The organism is Cronobacter sp. EKM101R, assembly GCF_963888145.1.
Classification (GTDB): Bacteria; Pseudomonadota; Gammaproteobacteria; order Enterobacterales; family Enterobacteriaceae; genus Cronobacter; species Cronobacter turicensis.
Genome location: NZ_CAWPHW010000023.1, coordinates 26,437 through 44,321 on the forward strand (window position 1 = coordinate 26,437; position 17,885 = coordinate 44,321).

Annotated in this window: 18 protein-coding genes and 1 tRNA gene; 4 read left to right on the top strand and 15 right to left on the bottom strand. The window is 52.0% G+C overall.

Translation table 11 applies throughout. The features are described from left to right. The first annotated feature begins 7 nt into the window (after positions 1–7). Positions 8–83 (top strand) — tRNA-Thr (locus tag AACV31_RS12745). Positions 84–851: 768 nt separating this feature from the next. Here the strand turns inward: AACV31_RS12745 and AACV31_RS12750 are convergent. Beyond that, a complete protein-coding gene (locus AACV31_RS12750; RefSeq protein WP_165153028.1) occupies positions 852–2,693 on the bottom strand; it encodes a TIGR04141 family sporadically distributed protein in 1,842 nt (613 codons plus the stop codon). A gap of 852 nt (positions 2,694–3,545) precedes the next feature. On the opposite strand from AACV31_RS12750, the gene AACV31_RS12760 reads away from it, so the two are divergent. Beyond that, positions 3,546–4,115: a hypothetical protein gene (locus AACV31_RS12760; protein WP_165153030.1), complete on the top strand. Its 570-nt coding sequence runs from the start codon at positions 3,546–3,548 to the stop codon at positions 4,113–4,115. Between the two features lie 79 nt (positions 4,116–4,194). Here AACV31_RS12760 and AACV31_RS12765 read toward each other — a convergent pair whose 3' ends face one another. The 4 genes from AACV31_RS12765 to AACV31_RS12780 all read right to left on the bottom strand — a co-directional run bounded on the left by AACV31_RS12765 (position 4,195) and on the right by AACV31_RS12780 (position 6,685). Beyond that, positions 4,195–4,638 carry a lysozyme inhibitor LprI family protein gene (locus AACV31_RS12765; RefSeq protein ID WP_165153032.1) on the bottom strand — a complete coding sequence of 148 codons (444 nt, stop codon included), beginning with the start codon at positions 4,636–4,638 and terminating at the stop codon, positions 4,195–4,197. 143 nt (positions 4,639–4,781) lie between these two features. Next, a complete protein-coding gene (locus AACV31_RS12770; protein ID WP_165153034.1) occupies positions 4,782–5,225 on the bottom strand; it encodes a lysozyme inhibitor LprI family protein in 444 nt (147 codons plus the stop codon). Positions 5,226–5,291: 66 nt separating this feature from the next. Then, the gene (locus AACV31_RS12775; RefSeq protein WP_165153036.1) at positions 5,292–5,753 is read right to left on the bottom strand and encodes a lysozyme inhibitor LprI family protein; all 462 of its coding nucleotides are present in this window, start codon (positions 5,751–5,753) and stop codon (positions 5,292–5,294) included. Further along, positions 5,750–6,685, bottom strand: a complete 936-nt coding sequence (locus AACV31_RS12780; RefSeq protein ID WP_165153038.1) for a peptidoglycan-binding protein — start codon at positions 6,683–6,685, stop codon at positions 5,750–5,752. The genes AACV31_RS12775 and AACV31_RS12780 overlap by 4 nt, the downstream gene beginning before the upstream one ends. A 237-nt stretch (positions 6,686–6,922) precedes the next feature. Between AACV31_RS12780 and AACV31_RS12785 the strand changes: the two genes are divergently transcribed. Further along, entirely contained in the window at positions 6,923–7,276 is a 354-nt protein-coding gene (locus tag AACV31_RS12785) for a DUF1493 family protein (RefSeq protein ID WP_165153040.1), read from the top strand. A 47-nt stretch (positions 7,277–7,323) separates the two neighbouring features. Here the strand turns inward: AACV31_RS12785 and pepT are convergent, their stop codons facing one another. Further along, entirely contained in the window at positions 7,324–8,553 is a 1,230-nt protein-coding gene (gene pepT / locus AACV31_RS12790) for a peptidase T (RefSeq protein WP_165153042.1), read from the bottom strand. A 117-nt stretch (positions 8,554–8,670) separates the two neighbouring features. Between pepT and AACV31_RS12795 the strand changes: the two genes are divergently transcribed. Continuing rightward, positions 8,671–10,266 carry an ABC transporter substrate-binding protein gene (locus AACV31_RS12795; protein ID WP_165153044.1) on the top strand — a complete coding sequence of 532 codons (1,596 nt, stop codon included), beginning with the start codon at positions 8,671–8,673 and terminating at the stop codon, positions 10,264–10,266. A gap of 33 nt (positions 10,267–10,299) precedes the next feature. On the opposite strand, the gene AACV31_RS12800 is transcribed toward AACV31_RS12795, so the two are convergent. The 9 genes from AACV31_RS12800 to pqqA form a co-directional block, all read right to left on the bottom strand. After that, positions 10,300–10,674 (bottom strand): DUF3828 domain-containing protein, encoded by a 375-nt coding sequence (locus AACV31_RS12800; RefSeq protein WP_255491210.1) that lies wholly within the window; start codon positions 10,672–10,674, stop codon positions 10,300–10,302. Between the two features lie 126 nt (positions 10,675–10,800). Beyond that, complete coding sequence (locus AACV31_RS12805) at positions 10,801–11,232, bottom strand: lysozyme inhibitor LprI family protein (RefSeq protein WP_255491211.1); 432 nt, start codon at positions 11,230–11,232, stop codon at positions 10,801–10,803. Further along, positions 11,229–12,149: a peptidoglycan-binding protein gene (locus AACV31_RS12810; protein WP_185155281.1), complete on the bottom strand. Its 921-nt coding sequence runs from the start codon at positions 12,147–12,149 to the stop codon at positions 11,229–11,231. Before AACV31_RS12810 ends, AACV31_RS12805 begins: the two co-directional genes overlap by 4 nt. Before the next feature lie 274 nt (positions 12,150–12,423). Beyond that, complete coding sequence (gene pqqF / locus AACV31_RS12815) at positions 12,424–14,571, bottom strand: pyrroloquinoline quinone biosynthesis protein PqqF (protein ID WP_165153046.1); 2,148 nt, start codon at positions 14,569–14,571, stop codon at positions 12,424–12,426. Then, on the bottom strand, positions 14,568–15,704 hold the full coding sequence (gene pqqE / locus AACV31_RS12820; protein WP_165153048.1) for a pyrroloquinoline quinone biosynthesis protein PqqE: 1,137 nt from the start codon (positions 15,702–15,704) through the stop codon (positions 14,568–14,570). The genes pqqF and pqqE overlap by 4 nt, the downstream gene beginning before the upstream one ends. Beyond that, on the bottom strand, positions 15,697–15,975 hold the full coding sequence (pqqD, locus tag AACV31_RS12825) for a pyrroloquinoline quinone biosynthesis peptide chaperone PqqD (protein WP_004387128.1): 279 nt from the start codon (positions 15,973–15,975) through the stop codon (positions 15,697–15,699). Before pqqD ends, pqqE begins: the two co-directional genes overlap by 8 nt. Further along, positions 15,975–16,730 carry a pyrroloquinoline-quinone synthase PqqC gene (pqqC, locus tag AACV31_RS12830; RefSeq protein WP_165153050.1) on the bottom strand — a complete coding sequence of 252 codons (756 nt, stop codon included), beginning with the start codon at positions 16,728–16,730 and terminating at the stop codon, positions 15,975–15,977. The genes pqqD and pqqC overlap by 1 nt, the downstream gene beginning before the upstream one ends. An 8-nt stretch (positions 16,731–16,738) precedes the next feature. After that, on the bottom strand, positions 16,739–17,647 hold the full coding sequence (gene pqqB, locus AACV31_RS12835; protein WP_165153052.1) for a pyrroloquinoline quinone biosynthesis protein PqqB: 909 nt from the start codon (positions 17,645–17,647) through the stop codon (positions 16,739–16,741). A 57-nt stretch (positions 17,648–17,704) separates the two neighbouring features. Beyond that, positions 17,705–17,782, bottom strand: coding sequence for a pyrroloquinoline quinone precursor peptide PqqA (gene pqqA, locus AACV31_RS12840; RefSeq protein WP_004387125.1), 78 nt, complete (start codon positions 17,780–17,782; stop codon positions 17,705–17,707). Between the last annotated feature and the right edge of the window lie 103 nt (positions 17,783–17,885).

The following is a 17,885-nucleotide window of genomic DNA, read 5'->3' on the forward strand; positions in this document are numbered from 1 at the left end:
CCTCAGGGCCGATATAGCTCAGTTGGTAGAGCAGCGCATTCGTAATGCGAAGGTCGTAGGTTCGACTCCTATTATCGGCACCACTTAAATCAAGCACTTAACCTCTGGTCTTTCCTCTTCATTTCATCCATGAGACATATTTGGGACATTAGTTTCCGTATCGCTTTGATTTATGCCTGTCCTGGTGTAAGTATCCCGTGTAATCGTGCCATTCATATTTAGAGCTTCTCCGGCAAGCAATCCACCAAGGTGAACTCGATTGGATAGCAGATAACAGCATCTATCTGATAATTCTACGCATGGGTAGTGGCCCAGATTTTTATCGCTATGAGATTAGCAGGATGGGAGAGTTGAATGCTGTAACCCTGTAATTTATCAAACTGTGGAAACCTACTTAGAGTGTTTTTATAGAACGTTTTAACCAAACGTATCGTACTGAAATAATGGTTTTTTATCTGTCCAGAGCCCTAATTGAAGTACGGGAAATGAAGTAGCGATGGCTATCAGAATATGACAACGTATGCTCGCACGGATAGCTGAATAATATGATACCTGAGGAATATCAGCATCAACATAACAAGGCCTGTATCTCAAAAAAACATTCAAATAAAAATAGTCTATTTACATGGCTCTTTATGCAGTGTTTGAGAGCGTTACGTTAGGGCTACCGGAACTTTCTCCCTTCGTTTGTGAAGATGGCATAGCTACGGTGGCTGATAATCTTAGAATAAAACTAGTTAATAAATAACATCTAGCGAGTTAACATTCATTTGTTTAAGTCTGGCACAAGAAGCCCCGTTTAAATTTCGGGGCTATTTTTTTCGTTTCTGTTAATATATCTATTTGTTTATCTAAATTCTTTCGCTTTCCCAAGCGTGACTTGTGCTAAGATCTCCTTTTTTATTTTCTTTTACATAAATCATATATTTTGAGCCGATAGGGCTATTAGTTATTTCTTGAGAGCATCTCATCACTTTCTTCCCTTGTGGAAAAATTTGATTTTTATCTACAAGAACCTCATTCTTACCGCTTGCATTAAGAGATACGACTACTGTAATACGTGGATATTTACTAAAACTTTCTTTAGGAGGGCTTTTATCTTCTATAAAACTTACTACACCTTCCGTACGGTAAAGAGCGAGTGCTCTTAAGCTTCTCATTAGGCTTATTTTAGAAAAAAGAGGAAGATTTTCAGATTTAGAAGCTGCTGGTTTTTTTGTGATTATACCAAATACTACTTTATAATTATTTCCATCAACTACGCGCTTAAAACTATCTAAATCTCGATGTTGAGCTTTTTTTTCAATTAGAATCTTTAATTTATCTTTACTTTGCTTTTCTAGAATTAACAACTCTATGGAGTTGACACCCTGATTAAAGAGATGACTAAGTTGAGATGAGCGTGAGGATATTTTTATATGATGAAAAATGCATGTATCTCCGTTATAGCTAATTATGTCACAAGGCTCTATTTGCGTATAGCCATCAGGGCTGATATCTGTTTGATCAAGACATATATGTGTTGGAGAACTACGCGCAACATCTTCATTGTAGTTTTCTTCACTATAGCTTCTCATGTTTGCAGCTATGTTATCGTGATCATAAGGTGGAAGTGAGGTGTTCTCACATCTATGATCGATATAATTTTTTAAAGTCACTAAATAATCTTTATCAACCTTATACCATTCTCCTTCGCAAAGATGATAAACAACTCCCTCATCGTCAAAGTGAATATCATAAATAAAGGCTCTATAGATGTTATATGTTTTAGTTGTACTACCTTCTTCATTGCAAAGGTTTAATGAAAATTTTTTTATTTTTTCTATATCAAAAGTATTTAAATCAATCTCTCCTAAATATTCATAAAAATCATCAAGACTAATGTTAGTATATATTGGGGATATTCCTTTTCTTCCTTTGAATATGCAATATATGTTGTCGCTATAATCAACAATGTCCGGAATGGATAAAGATAATTCACTGCTTTTATTTATAAATGCCTCTAAGAGTGAAGCGTCTAATCTTTTTATTTGTAGGGGGTCCTTTTCCGGAACTATTTTTTGTATATTAGGGAAAGACTCTAAATATTCATTGCTGGAATATAAATCTAATAGCTGCTCACATAAATCTATAAGCTCCTCCGGTTCTAATTTTAACCCTACCTTTAAACTTGTAGAACCGGTCGCATTTTTAAATAGTTCTTCATATTGCGGTTTAACCTTTCCTGTTAAGCTTTTTAAAATCTCACTATTACTGTCAAAATCCAAATATGTTAAGTCAGACATGATAGGAACTTGCATTCTTTTCCTTCTTGATGCACCGGGATCCACTATGTCAGCGCTTTTTAACTCTTTAGGTTCAAGGCTGTTTAATGTTACTTTAAGACCAAAATCATACTCATATGAAACATCAAGCAGATTATGATACATGTGGCCAAAAGTTAGAGCGAAACATCGACCTCTAACTGGAAGAAAGATTAACGCTCCCTTATTTTCTTGCTCCAAATCTCCGCGAATTGAGAAGTAATTCACCCACCACGGAGTTGTTCTAAATCTGTCAGAAATAAATAAACTTGCACCTTCAGGAAGATTTTGAGCCTGAAAGTCATCGAGAAGTTGATGATCGGGTTTAAGGGAATTCTGTGCGTTGTAGCCTTCTTTAAGCAAAAAAATAGAAAAAGACCTTGTTTTCATAGCATTTCAGCCCTTTGATAGGTAAGCACATATGAAGTTACTCGTATTTGATAAAAGATTAAATTTTAATTCATGTTATTCGTGATATAGGTCAAATATGCTGCCATATAACACCTCCACTATCCTATTGACTGCGTTATATCAGACATTGAGACCACTTGTATTCTGGACAGTATTGCGTTTTTTCGTAGCTATCCAGCAATGAACAGAACAGATCATCGCAGAGTTTACTTGCCTGGCGCTGGGCGAGCGAGTACTTGATCATGGCGTTGAACTCCGGATTATTAAATGGGTAAGCCTAGAACGGGTTTATCGAAAGCTTTAATGGACTATTTTGAGATGAGTGTCTAGATGAGAGTGGGTTCACTGATAGCGTTCATATCAGTAAAATCATTAACGACTGATGACAGGACTATAACGAGTCTCCGCCTCATTTCTTACTGAATGATCTGACGTCAGCGGAAGTTTCATTGGGCTGGCAAAATGGAAAAATGAATGTAAGCAAACCGGCATTACTTATTGTTTATTATGTTTAATGCTGAGGGCAGAACAGGATGCTTTTCTGATCTTCATAACCTCAAAAGATGATTTATTAGTGTTCTTGTTATTTTATCTTTAAATAATTAATTCACTCTGTATATATAGAGTGAATAGCTCATTCTGCAATCTCACATCACTCTAAACTTTCTCTTATTTATCCATCCCGTCTTTAATAACACACCCTTTTTTATTGGGTGCCCTAACCAAATAGCGTATTCTGTTTGTCATTGAGCCTACCGCTCAATAAGCGAGACCCGAAAGTGCGCCAACACTTCCGGGCCTCTGACCACAAACGTTAATAGGACTAACGCTATGGCTAACGTCAATAGTAACACACCCGCACGCCCTGAAAATGAGGGCCATAATCTCAATCTGAACGCTCCCGCCACCCCGATGCCGCCGTCGGCGCATTCCAGAATGTTGAGCCTGCATACGCTGTGCGAAGGGCCGATCACGGCGGAAATGGATTTTTTCACGCTCGCCACGCTGTGTGAAGAAACGGTCAGCGAGCTGATTGAGTGCAAGGACGCGACGCTGTTTCTGGCGCTGGCCGGGAGACTGGCGCTGATGCTGGAATCCCTCGCCGCCGCGCTCGACAGACCAGTGCCGGCGCATCTGTTTGCCTCACTGACGGCCGATTCGCTCCCTTCAGAGGTGCCGTTCTGCATCGGCAGCGACGCGCAGATGCTGAGCCGCTACTGTAAAGCGCTGAACATGGCGTTAATAAGCCGCGCGCACCCGCCGGAAATGGCGGAAACGCTCACGGGGCTGCTGTTTGATCTCGTGAATCATCTGGTGGAATTTGTGAGAGCGCCCTGTTTTGTGCGCACCGGGGAGGGCTATGAAGACTGGGCCGGGCAGCACGTCATGTCGCTGAACTGACAAAAAGGCCGGGGGTTCCCGGCCTTTGTTTATCTGGTGCGCCAGTACAATGTAATAATCAGGAAGAGATTAAACACCTTTATTCCAGGCTCGTTGTGTGAAGCATTTGTATTTCTTTAATACGCTGTCTGTTCATATTGATGTTACACGCCGTGGCGGCATTCCCAAGGTAGTGCGTGCTCGCTGCTTCTGTCACTGCAACGCCGCAATAATCATCACGATATTTGAGCCATTCGGCCTGGCTTCTTTTGAATAATTCAATCATCCGTTTTTTACGGTCTTCATCGCCCATCCACCATTTAGTGTAATCAAAGTTCTCCATCTCTTTAAGCTTGTCCGCATAAGCCTTATTGAGCGCCCCGGTGGATTTATCATCAATGTCAGCTAAGCATTCGATGTTCTCGTCGCCATATTGATCTTCGCAGGCTTTCACTTCGTCGTTTCTTATTACGTTTGCTGTCTCAGCCGCCAGCGAAGCGTAGCTGACCAGCAGCACAGAAATGATAAAAACGATTTTTTTCATTGCAGTAAATCCCTTACTTTTCGTCTTGAGCCTGAACCCTGAATACCGCCATTCTACTGTGCGTAGCCGCCTTTAACCGGCGTCTCTTTATAATAAAAATCTGTCACCCTGCCAGACGCGTTAGCAAGGGTAGCCAGGGTTCTTCACCGTGTCGTCTCAACCTCTGTCAACTGTATCTCTTTGATGCGCCGTTTGTTCATATTAATGTTACAGCCTACCGACGCCGCACCGAGAAAGTGAGTACCCTGCGCTGCGGTAGTCGCTACGTCGCAGTAACCGTCCCGGTAGGTCAGCCAGTCATGCTGGCTTTTGCGAAAGGCCTCAATCATCCTTTTTTTACGGTCTTCATCGCCCATCCACCATTTGGTGTAATCAACTCGCTCCAGCGATTTAAGCTTCGTCTCATACGCCTTTGTGAGTTCGGCTTCGGTTTTCTCATTGAGATCTTCCAGACACTCGCTACTGAATTCGTAATACTTATCTAAGCACTGGTCGACAGCGTTATCCGCGGTAATATCTTTCTGATCGGCAGCCATTAACGTGTGGCTGATCAAAAGCGTGGAAACGAGAAAGACGGTTTTTCTCATTGCGGTAATTCCTTTACTTTTATCCTTTATCCCGGCGTTACACGCAGTCTGTAGAGAGCGTAACTATCAGGGAGTTAGCCCGTAAAGACTTTCAATTTCATGCTGCCGTGCATGATTCATGTCGATAACACATTGAGTCTCAATGTCGTACTGCGTGGGTGCCCATTCCCCGACAAGAGAAGCGCGCGCCGCACAGAATGCCTCTCTGGATTGCAGCCAGAGCGCCTGTGAGCGTGCAAACCTTTCCCGGAAGACGGCGCTCATCGTCACGCCTCCCAAATCGTTTAATTTGAAGGGAACGTCATAATTGTTATCAATCGCTTTATAGAGCCGTTCAATGGCTTTACTGAGCGCCTCATCAGAACGTTCTCTCGCCTGCGCTTTGCACTCTGACTGGCTTTTCCCGTTTTCTGCATATTCCGGCAGAGAAAAGCAGGGAGCTAATTCTTTACCAAATTTAAAAGAAACAGCTTGAGCGCCAGAGGTTATAAGAAGCAGGAGGATAAACAGGGCAGCTAATAATCTCATCTCAAATATCCTATTCTATTCCGGTTTTCTTCAAATGGCATATAGTATCCACTGCTCCTGATAAATGATATCAACTCACTTCTGCTGTTTTTGGCTATGCAGGCTGTTAGTGTTGCAATATCTTCCACACCTTGATATGTAATATCAATAAAAACTTCTCTTATTTTACGATCGAGACTTCCCCATAGTACTGCGTCTGGAATAATGATGCGACCATTCGTGTAACTATTGTAATAATATTTCGCGAGTTTAACATATTCAGGGTAAACCGCTTCGAATAAACGAATTTGCTGTTGATGTGTAATCTCACCAACAAATGGTCCGTAAACTTTTACGAACTGCCTGGCACTGTTGCCTTTCAGGCCGCTTGCTTTTGCGCAAATCTGAGCTTTGTATTCTTCAATACCTGCATACCGTAGAGTCGCTAATATTTCACCAGCGCTACGGCCACCCATATCGTAACCTCTGCCTAGAGTAACACCAGATAAGCCTTTAGGTGGCCAGTGCAAAATACGTGAGAAAAATGGCATATGCTGAGGTTGACGAAACGGCTCAACTGCTGTGATGTAGTCAACCCCTTCATTGTCAAATGTAAACTGGCCTTCTCTAACATGTAATGGCCCGGCGACATGCCGTGGCCGCCAGCGGGGCGTCGTGGCTTCATGCAGGGCGTGCATAAACCAGTAATCAACCGGATGAATCAGCCCGGATGGTTTCATATTCAGTAAGCGCTGATACCAGTAAATAGCTTCCTGCGTTTGCAAATCACAGCGTCCATTTACGGTAATGTATCGCCCCGTCGTTTGACTGTAACCCGCATCGGCGATGAGTTTTTGCAGTGTTTTAACTTCATCCGGATTATTCGTTCCGCAGAAGCCAACCGAACCTGTGAGTCTGAATACCCTCGGGTTGGGGTAATGACGTTTTGGCATATTTTTCTCCCTGCCTGCCTATCCTTTATGTCCGGGATGCTAGGCAGCGGGAGTGAATAAAAATATGATTCCTGTCATCCTTTAAATGGGTATTATACCGCTCAGCATTCAATGCTAACGCTATTAGTGGATGCTGTTAATGGAATCGGTTATACATCTTATGAATGCTTTTTATAGTTTCATTTTGCTGCGGGTTATTTGTTTAATAAATATTATGAAGCCTCTGTAAGATGAATAATGATGAATAAAGAAGAGGCCGAACAGGCCGTTCTTGACTGGTACAGAGAAACATGGAACGGGAAATCTTTTATTTCAGGAAAACCCTGGAAGCTGGATTTAGACACGTGCCTGACCTCGGGCGAACATCCCTGGGTGGTAGAAACGGGAGAAGAGATTATGGAGCATTACTTTTCACGGTTTAATGTCGATAAAGCAGGTTTCAGTCTTCTGAAATACTGGCCGGTCGAGCCGGGCTGGATCCCGAACGTTTTGCTTCCTGCCTCAATGCGCGTAAAGCGCGTTGCGCCAGCGCCATTAACGTTGCGTATGCTTGCTGAATCCGCAAAGGCGGGCCACTGGCTTTATGGTTAATCTACCCCCATCCCGATAAAAAGCCGGTCTCCCGGCCTTTTACCTGGTTACGCCGCCGCCAGCAAACAGATCTTCAGCGCCACGTTATACGACGCCTCAAACGATTTCATCGGCAGAAACTCAAAGCGCGAATGGAAGTTATGCGCGCCGGTAAAGAAGTTCGGCGTTAACAGGCCTTTCGCGGAGAGCGCCGCGCCGTCGGTGCCGCCGCGCATCGGAATGGTTTTCGGCGCAATGTCGAGCGCCTCCAGCGCCTGGTAAATCAGGTCAATCGGGCGGCGATCGTCGCCAATCGCGTTGCTGATATTGCTGTAAACGTCGCTGATGGTGATTTCCACTTTCGCGGTCGGGTGCGCGGCGGCGATTTTTTCCGCCACGTCATGTAGCTGCTGTTTACGGCGCTCAAAGGCCTGGAGGTCAAAATCGCGAATGCTGGCGTTCAGCGTCGCGCTGTTCTGGCTCGCCTGCATGCCGTTAAACCACACATAGCCTTCGCGCCCGGCGGTGTGCTCCGGCGTCTCCTGGCGGTCAAAGTGGCTGATAAAATCGGTCGCCATCAGCAGCGGGTTCACCAGCACGCCTTTCGAAGCCATCGGGTGCGCCGTCACGCCGGTAAAGCGGATCTCAGCCTGCGCCGCGTTAAAGTTCTCATAGACCACTTCGCCCAGCTCGCAGCAGTCGATGGTATAGGCGAAATCCACGTCAAAGCGCGCGAGATCCAGCGCCTTCGCGCCGCGCAGGCCAATCTCTTCATCCGGCACAAACGCCACCACGATATCGCCGTGGCGCATCTCAGGCGTCAGGTTCTCCAGTAGCGTCATCACCACCGTCACCGCCGCTTTATTATCCGCGCCCAGCACGCTGGTGCCGTCGCTGAAAATAATCTCTTCGTTCGGGTAAGCGGCTATCTCCGGGCGCTCCGCCACGCGCAGCCAGATATCTTCTCTGGCGTTCAGGCAGAGATCTTCACCGGTAAACGTGAGGATCTGTGGATGAATCTCCGGTGACAATCCGACGTCCACGGTATCGATATGCGTGATAAAACCGATGCGCGGCGCGCCCGGCACCGTGCCCTTTTTAACAGCGGTGACGGTCGCGTGTTCATCAATAACAATCTGCGTGAGACCCAGTGTTTGCAGCTCATCGGCGAGGGTGCGGGCCATCTCGTGCTGGCCCGGCGTGCTGGGCAACGTGGTGGCGGACGCATCACTCTGGCTGGTGATTGCCAGGTAGCGAAAAAAGCGGCGGGTTAATTGACTGCCGAGCGGTGATGGCATGGTGGATCCTTCTTTATTTGTGTTATCAGGTGTTTGCGTTGTGATTTTAATGTTATTGATGAAGTGACGAAGAATCAGAATCCTTTGGCACGAAATAAAAAACATAAAGGAATTACGATGATTAGCAAGCACACGATTCACGCGCTGGCGCTCGCCGCCCTCACCACCAGCGCCGCGGCAGGCGCGAGCACGCTGGTGTATTGCTCTGAGGGCTCGCCGGAGAACTTCAACCCGCAGTTGTATACCTCCGGCACCAGCGTCGATGCCAGCGCCGTGCCGGTCTATAACCGCCTGGTGGATTTTAAAACTGGCACCACCGAACTCGTGCCGAGCCTGGCGGAGCGCTGGGAGGTCAGCGACGACGGTAAAACGTACACCTTCCATCTGCGCAAGGGCGTGAAATTCCAGAGCAATAAATATTTCAAACCGACGCGCGATTTCAACGCCGACGACGTCATCTTCTCGTTTATGCGCCAGAAGGATCCGAAACACCCGTATCACAACGTCTCGAACGGCAACTACTCCAATTTTGAAAGCCTGGAGTTCGGCAAGCTCATCACGGCTATCGATAAAGTAGATGATCACACCGTGCGCTTTACGCTGGCCCACCCGGAGGCGCCGTTCGTGGCGGATCTCGGCTGGTATTTCGCGTCTATTCTGTCGGCGGAATATGCCGACGCGATGCTCAAAGCCGGCACGCCGGAGCGCGTGGACATGGATCCGATCGGCACCGGGCCGTTTAAACTCGCGCAGTACCAGAAAGATTCACGCATCCTGTTTACGGCGTTTGACCAGTACTGGCAGGGCAAAGCGAAGCTCGACCGGCTGGTGTTCAGCATCACCCCGGACGCCTCGGTGCGCTACGCCAAACTTGAGAAAAACGAATGCCAGGTGATGCCGTTCCCCAACCCGGCGGATCTGCCGCGCATGAAGCAAAACCCGGATCTCACGCTGATGAGCAAATCGGGGCTGAACACCGGCTTTCTCGCGTTCAATACCCAGAAACCGCCGCTCGATAACGTCAAAGTGCGCCAGGCGCTGGCGATGGCCATCAACAAGCCCGCGATCATTAACGCCGTTTTCCAGGGCACCGGGACGGCCGCGAAAAACCTTCTGCCGCCGGGCGTCTGGAGCGCGGATCAGGGGCTTAAAGACTACGACTACGCGCCGGAGCAGGCCAAAACGCTGCTGAAAGCGGCGGGGATGCCGGATGGCTTCAGTATCGATCTCTGGGCGATGCCGGTGCAGCGGCCCTATAACCCGAACGCCAAACGCATGGCGGAGATGATCCAGGCCGACTGGGCGAAAATCGGCGTCAAGGCGCACATCGTCACCTATGAGTGGGGCGAATATTTAAAACGCGTGAAAGGCGGCGAGCACCAGGCGGCGCTGATGGGCTGGACGACCGCGACCGGCGACCCGGATAACTTCTTCGGCCCGCTCTTTACCTGCCAGTCCGCCAACGGTGGCTCGAACTCCGCGAAGTGGTGCTATGCGCCGTTCGATAAGCTTATCAGCGAGGCGAAAGCCACCAGCGATCGTCCGAAGCGTGAAGCGCTCTATCGTGAGGCGCAGCAGATGATGCACGATCAAATGCCCGCCGTGATGATCGCCCACTCGACGATCTTCGAGCCGGTCCGCAAAAACGTCACCGGTTATGAAGTCGATCCGTTCGGCAAACATATTTTTTATCAGGTGAATCTTAAGAAATAAGCCTGCGCAACCGCCTCTGCGGAGGCGGTTTTATCATGGCGACGGGCGGGGGAGATTACGCGAAAGCGCCACATTCGCCACCGACTGCACTTTCCAGGCATTCCCTTCTTTGACCATGCAATCAATCACCATGTGATCCTGTTTTTCGCCAAACGCGATATAGACCTGCTCGCAGGCCGCATCGACATCGCTGGCGACGGCGGTTATCTGCTGCCAGTCATCGCCCACGCCCTGCGCCTTAATAAACATATCCACGTCCGGGACGTCATATTCATTCGGAGCTAAGGTCGCCTGCGCTTTAAGTTTTTGAAGGGTGCCGGACGTGACATAACGGCTCAGCCCGGCGTAGTCGCTCAGCGGCGCTTTGCCCTGGCTTAACGCCGCAACGTACCACTGGTTAAACTGCACCGCGGCCCGCACGGGCGCGGGCAACTCGTCTGGCGCGGCCTGCGAACGCGATAAAGAGGCGTTTATTCATTTCCGTTCCTTAGAAATACGTTTTCTTTTTAGATTTACCCAATCAACAAAGCCCCATTATTCTGCCGGGGCTGGCTGAATCGCCAATAACGCTTTTTCCCGTTCGCTATTCATATTCAGGATGCAACTCAGCATATTCTCGCTGAAGGCATGGGTTCCTTGATCGGCGGTTGTCACCAGCCCGCAATAGTCATCCCGGTACGACAGCCAGGCCGCTTGATTCTTCTTAAGCGTGGAAATCATCTGGTCTTTTTGCGCCTGAGTGCCTCTCCACCATCGGGTAAAATCGAAAGCGTTAATCTCGCTGAGTTTCGCTTCAAAAGCATTGTTTAACGCTCGCTGAGAACGATCGTTTAGCGTGCCCAGGCATTCATCACTATTTTCACCATACTGTTTTATGCAGCGCTCAACGTCCGGGTGATGTAGAGGAGTCGCAGCGGCTGTCACGTATAACGAGCATAAACTGATTAAAAATAAGAATCTTTTCACTGAAGATACCTCAGCCTTAGGGCCAGTCTTTGAGCGTCTTTTTTCTGATAAATGTCATTGCGAAGATAGTCTATAATATCACTTCTGCTTTGGCCTTTAGCTATAATTATTGCCATTTCATTCGCGGTGTTGTTTCCCTGGTAAATGGTATCTACAAATACGTCGCGAATCCTTAACTCTATCTGTTCCCAGCTAAGTGCATTTTTTATATCAGCAACGCTACGGTTATAAAAGTTTTTTGCATAATCCTTTTTTTCCTTATAAGATAATTCAAAAAGCCTTATTTGCTGTTGATGTGTTATCTCACCAACCAGTGGTCCATAAAGCTCAATAAAAGAAGAGGCTTTTTCACCAGATAAAAAAGAGGCTTTAGCACAAATCTGCGATTTATATTCTTCGATTCCTGCGTGTCTTAAAGTAAATAATATTTCTCCTGCGCTTCTCTTTTTCATATCATAGCCACGGCCTATCGTTACACCTGCACCAATGCTGGGATGATGTAATATACGAGAAAAGCACGGCATACGAGTTGGCTGTCGGAAAGGATCAACGGCAGTAATATAATCTATGCCTTCATAATCAAACGTAAGTTGCCCTTCTCTTACTGATAAGACGCCACTGCTTAAATGGTTTCGTCTCGAAGAAGAAGCATTCTCCATAGCCTCAAGAAACCAGATATCAGTGGGATTAACCAGGCCAGTAACAGAAATATTCAAAAATCGCTGATACCATCTGATAGCCTCTATCGTGTCAGCAGAGCATTTACCATCACGCTTTATATTGCGGCCAGTGTTCCGACTGTAACCAGCCTCAATAATGTTTTTTTGAATCTTTGCAACATCCTCGAAGTTATTTGAACCACATGCGCCGACAGAGTCGGTTAATCTAAAAGTACGTGGTTTATGATAATGCCTCATTGTTATTTCCTGTGTGAATTATATAGCTTAAAAATAAAATTATGGTGATTGTGTTTGATGAATAATATTTGCAATGCAGATGAATGAATCATTCTGAATGTTGTTTTTATTATATGAATTAATCCCAGTCTTTCTGGGTCTATTTTGATTATTTTATTCAATAAGCTCATGATGTAGATCAATGATTAAAGAATAATAAAAAGGGGGGGTTATTCGTCATCAACGAAGTTTTTTTGGGGGGGAATCGGAATATATTATTCAGAATTATATTAAGTTAACGCTCCCCGCCTTCTCCCGCCGCACTGCCCACCCACGCTTTTTGCGTAACGGCGCGCCAGGCGTCACCCTGGCGTTCAAAAAACGCGGTGGTTTCCTGCAACAGCGCATCGGGGGAAAGATGCGGCGACTGCAACAGCGCCAGCAGCCCTTCGTAGCCTGCGCAGGTGTGCCACTGGCACTGCGCCACGTAACCGATATTTTTCTCCACCCGCATATGCTGGAAAAACGGCGCCTGGAGCGCGGTGGCGGCCTCGCGCTGCGAGGCCACAAGCGGCACGAAAAGGAGCAGGGCGCTGTCGGCGCCGTTCGCAGGCAGGGTAAAACGGTGCGGCGCGGGCAGCGGGCGTGGCGGTTTCGGGGTGACGAGCGGGAAGGGGAAATCGCTTAAGCGGCGCGCGAGCGCGTCGCGCAGCAGCGGGCCGCCGCCGTCGAGTGTAGCCTGCCACGCCTGCGCTCTGGGCCCGCCTGTCGCCATCATCAGCTCGCGGGGAAGCTGCGCCAGCAACCGGCGTACCGCGATGGCCTGATCTTCCTGCGCCTGCGCGCGCGCCGCCAGCCTTTCGGCTTCGGCGCTGTAGCGCTCATCCGGCTCCCACAGGTACGTCATCATCTCGGTCACCAGCATCATCATCAGCGCCTCGTCGCCGCAAAGCGCGATGCGCCAGCGCCCCTCAACAGGGGCGATGCGCAGCGCGCCGCCGCTCAGGCGCGCCCGGTCGCACAGCGGGCGCAGACGCGCGAGCAGCTCCATGCCGCGACGATCGCTGACCAGCGTGCCCGGCGCGGGCTCAAGCGTCAGCGTAATGCTCTCCGCTTCCGGCCACCATGCCAGCGACGCGCTGTCGCCCGGCAGCGCCACGGCGAGCGGCGGGGGAAAGTGCGGCGCGGGCGCAAAGGGTGTCACAGGCGGCGCGTCATCCGGCGCAGCCGGGAAATCGCCCGTCGTGAGCGTCAGCCCCTGGGTCGTCACCGTCGCGCCGTGCACTTCAGGAGAGAGCCACAGGCGCGTCGGGCGCTGGGCCAGGAGTGCCGCCAGTAGCGGGCGCAGCGCGGTGCCCTCCACCGGCGGCAGGCCAAACGCGCAGGCGCGCAGATGATCCATCGGCGCGAGTGATTTAACGTCTTCTTCGGCGAGGCGCAGCAGCGGCGAAAGCGCGTCCTCCGGCAGCGCGGCAAGCGCCGCTATCCACTGGCGCGCCAGCGCCTCCACGTGCGCCGGGTTCACGGCGTCACTGGCGAGCGCGAAGGAAAACCGCAGCCAGAGCGTGTCGTCATCCAGCGCATCGGCCTCAAGCGTGGCGTCATCGACGAGCGTCTGCGCGCGCAGCGCGGCCATCAGCCCGCCGGGCGCTTCGCTGCGCAGGCACTGCTCCAGCAGGCGCAGGGCCGGTCGCACGGCGGCGGGCAGCAAAAAGCTCAGCGCCAGTTGCGCAAAGCCCGGTTGCGCCAGCGCGCCCGATGCGCCCGTGCGGGCGTCGATCGCGAGCGGCGCGGTTACCCCCGGCCGGATATGCGCGGCGGCCTCGCAGGCAAGCGCCTCCAGCGTCTCCAGCGATTGCGGGCCGCAGAGCCACAGGTGCAGGTTCCCGGCGTGATAGTGCCGCTCATGAAAGGCTGTCAGTGCCGCGCGCAGCCGCGCCGGATCTTCGCCGAAGGCTGTCTTATTGCCGATGCGCAGCCGCGTGAGACGCGCATCGCCCGCCATTAACGCCAGCAGCGCCGCCTCGCGCCGGGTGGCGGCGTCCTGCGCCAGCAGCCGGTATTCGGCGTCGATCACCTGCGCCTCCTGCATCAGCGCCGCTGGCGTAAAGCGGGGCGCGGCAAGCATATCAGTCAGGCGCGAAAGTCCGGGCGCGAGCGCCTGCGCAGGCACTTCAAAGAAAAACGCGGTCTGGCACAGCCGGGTGGAGGCGTTAAGCCGCCCGCCCTGGTCCGGCACCCAGCGCATCAGGCGCTCGTCATCCCGGTAGCCTTCGCTTTCGCGAAACAGCATATGCTCCAGCAGATGCGCGAGCCCCGGCCACGAATCCGGCTCGTGCAGGCTGCCCGCGTTCACGCGCCACAGCGCCGCGGCCTGTGTGGCCTGCGGCTGGTGGATAAGCGTGATCGTGATACCGCTTTCAAGCCTGCGCGTTTGGATCATTGCGGCGTTTTGAAAATGAGTTGTGAGTTGGCGCGGTTGCGAAACCGCAGATCGCCAATGCCCATCTGCGTACGGTTGGCCGCCTCGCGCGCGGCGAGGATCGTGCCGTGATGCGGCGATTTACTGCATACCGGGTCGGCGTTGGCCGCATCGCCGGTCAGCATAAATGCCTGGCAGCGGCAGCCGCCGAAATCCTGCTCTTTTTCCGGGCAGGAGCGGCACGGCTCCGGCATCCAGTCATTGCCGCGGTAGCGGTTAAACCCGAACGATTCATACCAGATGTGCGACAGCGGCTGCTCCAGCACCGACGGGAATTTCACCGGCAGCTGGCGCGCGCTGTGGCACGGCAGCGCGGTGCCCTCCGGCGTGACGGAGAGGAAAATCGCGCCCCAGCCGCCCATGCAGCCTTTCGGGCGCTCTTCATAATAATCTGGCGTCACAAACAGCAGGTTAGCGAGATTGCCGGTGTCGGCCATTTTCTCGCGGTAGTGTTTCACTACTTCTTCGGCGCGCGCGATCTGCTCGCGGGTCGGCAGCAGCCCTTCGCGGTTCAGGTGCGCCCAGCCGTAAAACTGGCAGGTGGCGAGTTCCACGTCGTCTGCGTCCAGCTGAATGGCAAGCTCGATAATGCGGTCGATCTGGTCGATGTTGTGGCGGTGCAGCACGAAGTTCAGCACCATCGGGTAACCGAGCGCTTTCACCGCTTTCGCCATCGCGAGCTTCTGGTGGAAGGCTTTTTCGTTGCCCGCCAGCGCCGCGTTCAGCGTCTCGTCGCTCGCCTGGAAGCTTATCTGAATATGATCCAGCCCGGCGTCGGCGAAGGTCTGGAGTTTTTTTTCGGTAAGCCCGATGCCGGACGTGATCAGATTGGTGTAAAAGCCCATGCCGCGCGCGGCGGCGATAAGCTCCGGCAGATCTTTACGCACCAGCGGCTCGCCGCCGGAAAAGCCGAGCTGCACCGCGCCCATGGCGCGCGCCTGGCGAAAGACGTCAATCCACTGCGCCGTCGTCAGCTCATTCTCCTGGGCGGCGAAATCGAGCGGGTTTGAGCAATACGGGCATTGCAGCGGGCAGCGATAGGTCAGCTCCGCCAGCAGCCACAGCGGCGGGTTCACCGGTTTCGCGTCACTCACGGAAAATCACCCATTTTTGTTGATACGCGAGGCCCAGAAAGCCCAGCACGTCGTCGGTCAGCGGGGCGGCTTCGGGGAAGCGCGCTTCCAGCGTGTCGATTATCGCGCCCGCGGTCTGCTGACCGTCCACCAGTTGCAGAATGGCGGCGGCGCTCTCGTTCAGTTTTGCCATGCCTTCCGGGTAGAGGATCACATGCGTGTTCTGCGCCTCTTCCCATTGCAGGCGGTAACCGCGGCGAAATTGCGGAATATGATGGCGTTCAGGCTGCATCAGACCAGTCTCCGTTTGTGCCACACCGCCTCGCGGGTGACGGTGTGATAAGGGGCTCTGTCCAGCGTATAGGCCATGGTCATGGCGTCGAGCATGCTCCAGAGGATGTCGAGCTTAAACTGCAAAATCTCCAGCATTCGCTGCTGGCGCTCCATCGTGTTGCAGTACTCCAGCGCGAGCGAAAGCCCGTGCTCCACATCGCGTCGCGCCTGGCTTAAGCGGCTGCGGAAGTAGTCATAGCCTTCCGCTTCAATCCAGGTGTAGTGCTGCGGCCAGCTGTCGAGACGCGCCTGGTGGATCTGCGGGGCGAACAGCTCGGTCAGCGAACTGCACGCGGCCTCTTCCCAGCAGGCGCGGCGGGCGAAGTTTACATAGGCGTCCACCGCGAAGCGCACGCCCGGCAGCACGCGCTCTTCAGAGAGCAGCGACTCGCGTGACAGCCCGACCGCCTCGCCAAGACGCAGCCAGGCTTCAATACCGCCTTCGCTGCCGTCATAGCCGTCGTGGTCGAGAATGCGCTGCACCCACTGGCGGCGCACTTCCGGGTGCGGACAGTTCGCCATAATGGCGGCGTCCTTGATGGGAATGCTGGTCTGGTAATAGAACCGGTTCGCCACCCAGCCCTGGATCTGCTCGCGGGTCGCCTCGCCGTTATGCATGGCGATGTGATAAGGGTGGTGAATGTGATAGAACGCGCCTTTCGCGCGCAGCGCCGCGTCGAACTCGTCGGGCGTCAGCAGTCGTTGCTCGGTCATAAAGCCTCTTATAGCGCGATTACCATCCCGTCGTGGCTCACCTCAATGCCCAGCTGGTGCAGGGACTGGCGCTCCGGGGACTCCTCGTTGAGGAGCGGGTTGGTATTATTAATATGAATGAGAATCTTGCGCTCTGCGGGCAGGCGCGCCAGTAAAGCCGCCAGGCCCTGTTCTTCCGACAGCGCCAGATGGCCCATCGCTTTGCCGGTGTTATGGCCGACGCCGGTGGCGGCAAGCTCGTTGTCACGCCACAGCGTGCCGTCAATCAGCAGCACGTCGGCGCGCTCAAGCCATGGCAGAATGGCGTCGTCCGGCTCGCCCAGGCCCGGCGCGTAGAGCAGGCTTTTGCCGCCTTCTTCTTCGATAAACAGCGCGACGTTATGGCCCGGCAGCGGGCGGTCGCGGTACGGCGAGTAGGGCGGCGCGTTGCTCAACAGCGGAATGGCGGTGAAACAGACGCCAGGGCAGACCCGCACCTGAAAGCGCGACAGCGGCGCAATCGGGTGATGAATCAGCCCGCCGTTCCAGTGGGAGAGCATCGGGAAGACCGGAAAGCCGGTGCAGAGATCGTCATGCACTTCCGGCGTACACCAGACATGGTGCGGGCAGCCTTCACGTAAATTGAGTAATCCCGCGCTGTGGTCTATCTGGCTGTCGGTGAGAATAATCGCGCCGATGCCGGTGCCGCGCAGCACTCCGGGATTATGTAATTCGGGTGAGGCGAGAAGCTGGTGGCAAATGTCGGGCGAGACGTTGCACAGCACCCAGTTTTTTCCGTCATCGCTGACGGCGATAGAAGACTGGGTGCGCGCGGCGGTTTTCATCGTGCCGTTACGCACGCCCTGGCAATTGGCGCAGTTGCAGTTCCACTGAGGGAAACCGCCGCCCGCCGCCGAGCCGAGAACTTTGATTTGCATGTGCAGAACCGGAAAGGAAAAGAGAAAAGGTGCCCGCGAAGCCGCGGGCACAGGCGATTAACGGTTGGAAATGTACAGGGTCACTTCCAGACCCAGGCGCAGGTCAACAAACGCAGGTTTAGTCCACTTGGTCATAGTCTTACTCCTCATCTAGCGGGTGATTTTTCACCACCCTGGTGAAACCGATTACCGGCGCGCTTATGTTGCGTAAATGTGATCCAGATCGCAACTTAAATGC

Excerpts from the sequence above, each read along its gene's own strand:
- AACV31_RS12750 (WP_165153028.1), bottom strand. The coding sequence starts at position 2,693 with ATGAAAACAAGGTCTTTTTCTATTTTTTTGCTTAAAGAAGGCTACAAC.
- AACV31_RS12760 (WP_165153030.1), top strand. The coding sequence starts at position 3,546 with ATGGCTAACGTCAATAGTAACACACCCGCACGCCCTGAAAATGAGGGC.
- AACV31_RS12765 (WP_165153032.1), bottom strand. The coding sequence starts at position 4,638 with ATGAAAAAAATCGTTTTTATCATTTCTGTGCTGCTGGTCAGCTACGCT.
- AACV31_RS12770 (WP_165153034.1), bottom strand. The coding sequence starts at position 5,225 with ATGAGAAAAACCGTCTTTCTCGTTTCCACGCTTTTGATCAGCCACACG.
- AACV31_RS12775 (WP_165153036.1), bottom strand. The coding sequence starts at position 5,753 with ATGAGATTATTAGCTGCCCTGTTTATCCTCCTGCTTCTTATAACCTCT.
- AACV31_RS12780 (WP_165153038.1), bottom strand. The coding sequence starts at position 6,685 with ATGCCAAAACGTCATTACCCCAACCCGAGGGTATTCAGACTCACAGGT.
- AACV31_RS12785 (WP_165153040.1), top strand. The coding sequence starts at position 6,923 with ATGATGAATAAAGAAGAGGCCGAACAGGCCGTTCTTGACTGGTACAGA.
- pepT (WP_165153042.1), bottom strand. The coding sequence starts at position 8,553 with ATGCCATCACCGCTCGGCAGTCAATTAACCCGCCGCTTTTTTCGCTAC.
- AACV31_RS12795 (WP_165153044.1), top strand. The coding sequence starts at position 8,671 with ATGATTAGCAAGCACACGATTCACGCGCTGGCGCTCGCCGCCCTCACC.
- AACV31_RS12810 (WP_185155281.1), bottom strand. The coding sequence starts at position 12,149 with ATGAGGCATTATCATAAACCACGTACTTTTAGATTAACCGACTCTGTC.
- pqqF (WP_165153046.1), bottom strand. The coding sequence starts at position 14,571 with ATGATCCAAACGCGCAGGCTTGAAAGCGGTATCACGATCACGCTTATC.
- pqqD (WP_004387128.1), bottom strand. The coding sequence starts at position 15,975 with ATGCAGCCTGAACGCCATCATATTCCGCAATTTCGCCGCGGTTACCGC.
- pqqC (WP_165153050.1), bottom strand. The coding sequence starts at position 16,730 with ATGACCGAGCAACGACTGCTGACGCCCGACGAGTTCGACGCGGCGCTG.
- pqqB (WP_165153052.1), bottom strand. The coding sequence starts at position 17,647 with ATGCAAATCAAAGTTCTCGGCTCGGCGGCGGGCGGCGGTTTCCCTCAG.
- pqqA (WP_004387125.1), bottom strand. The coding sequence starts at position 17,782 with ATGACCAAGTGGACTAAACCTGCGTTTGTTGACCTGCGCCTGGGTCTG.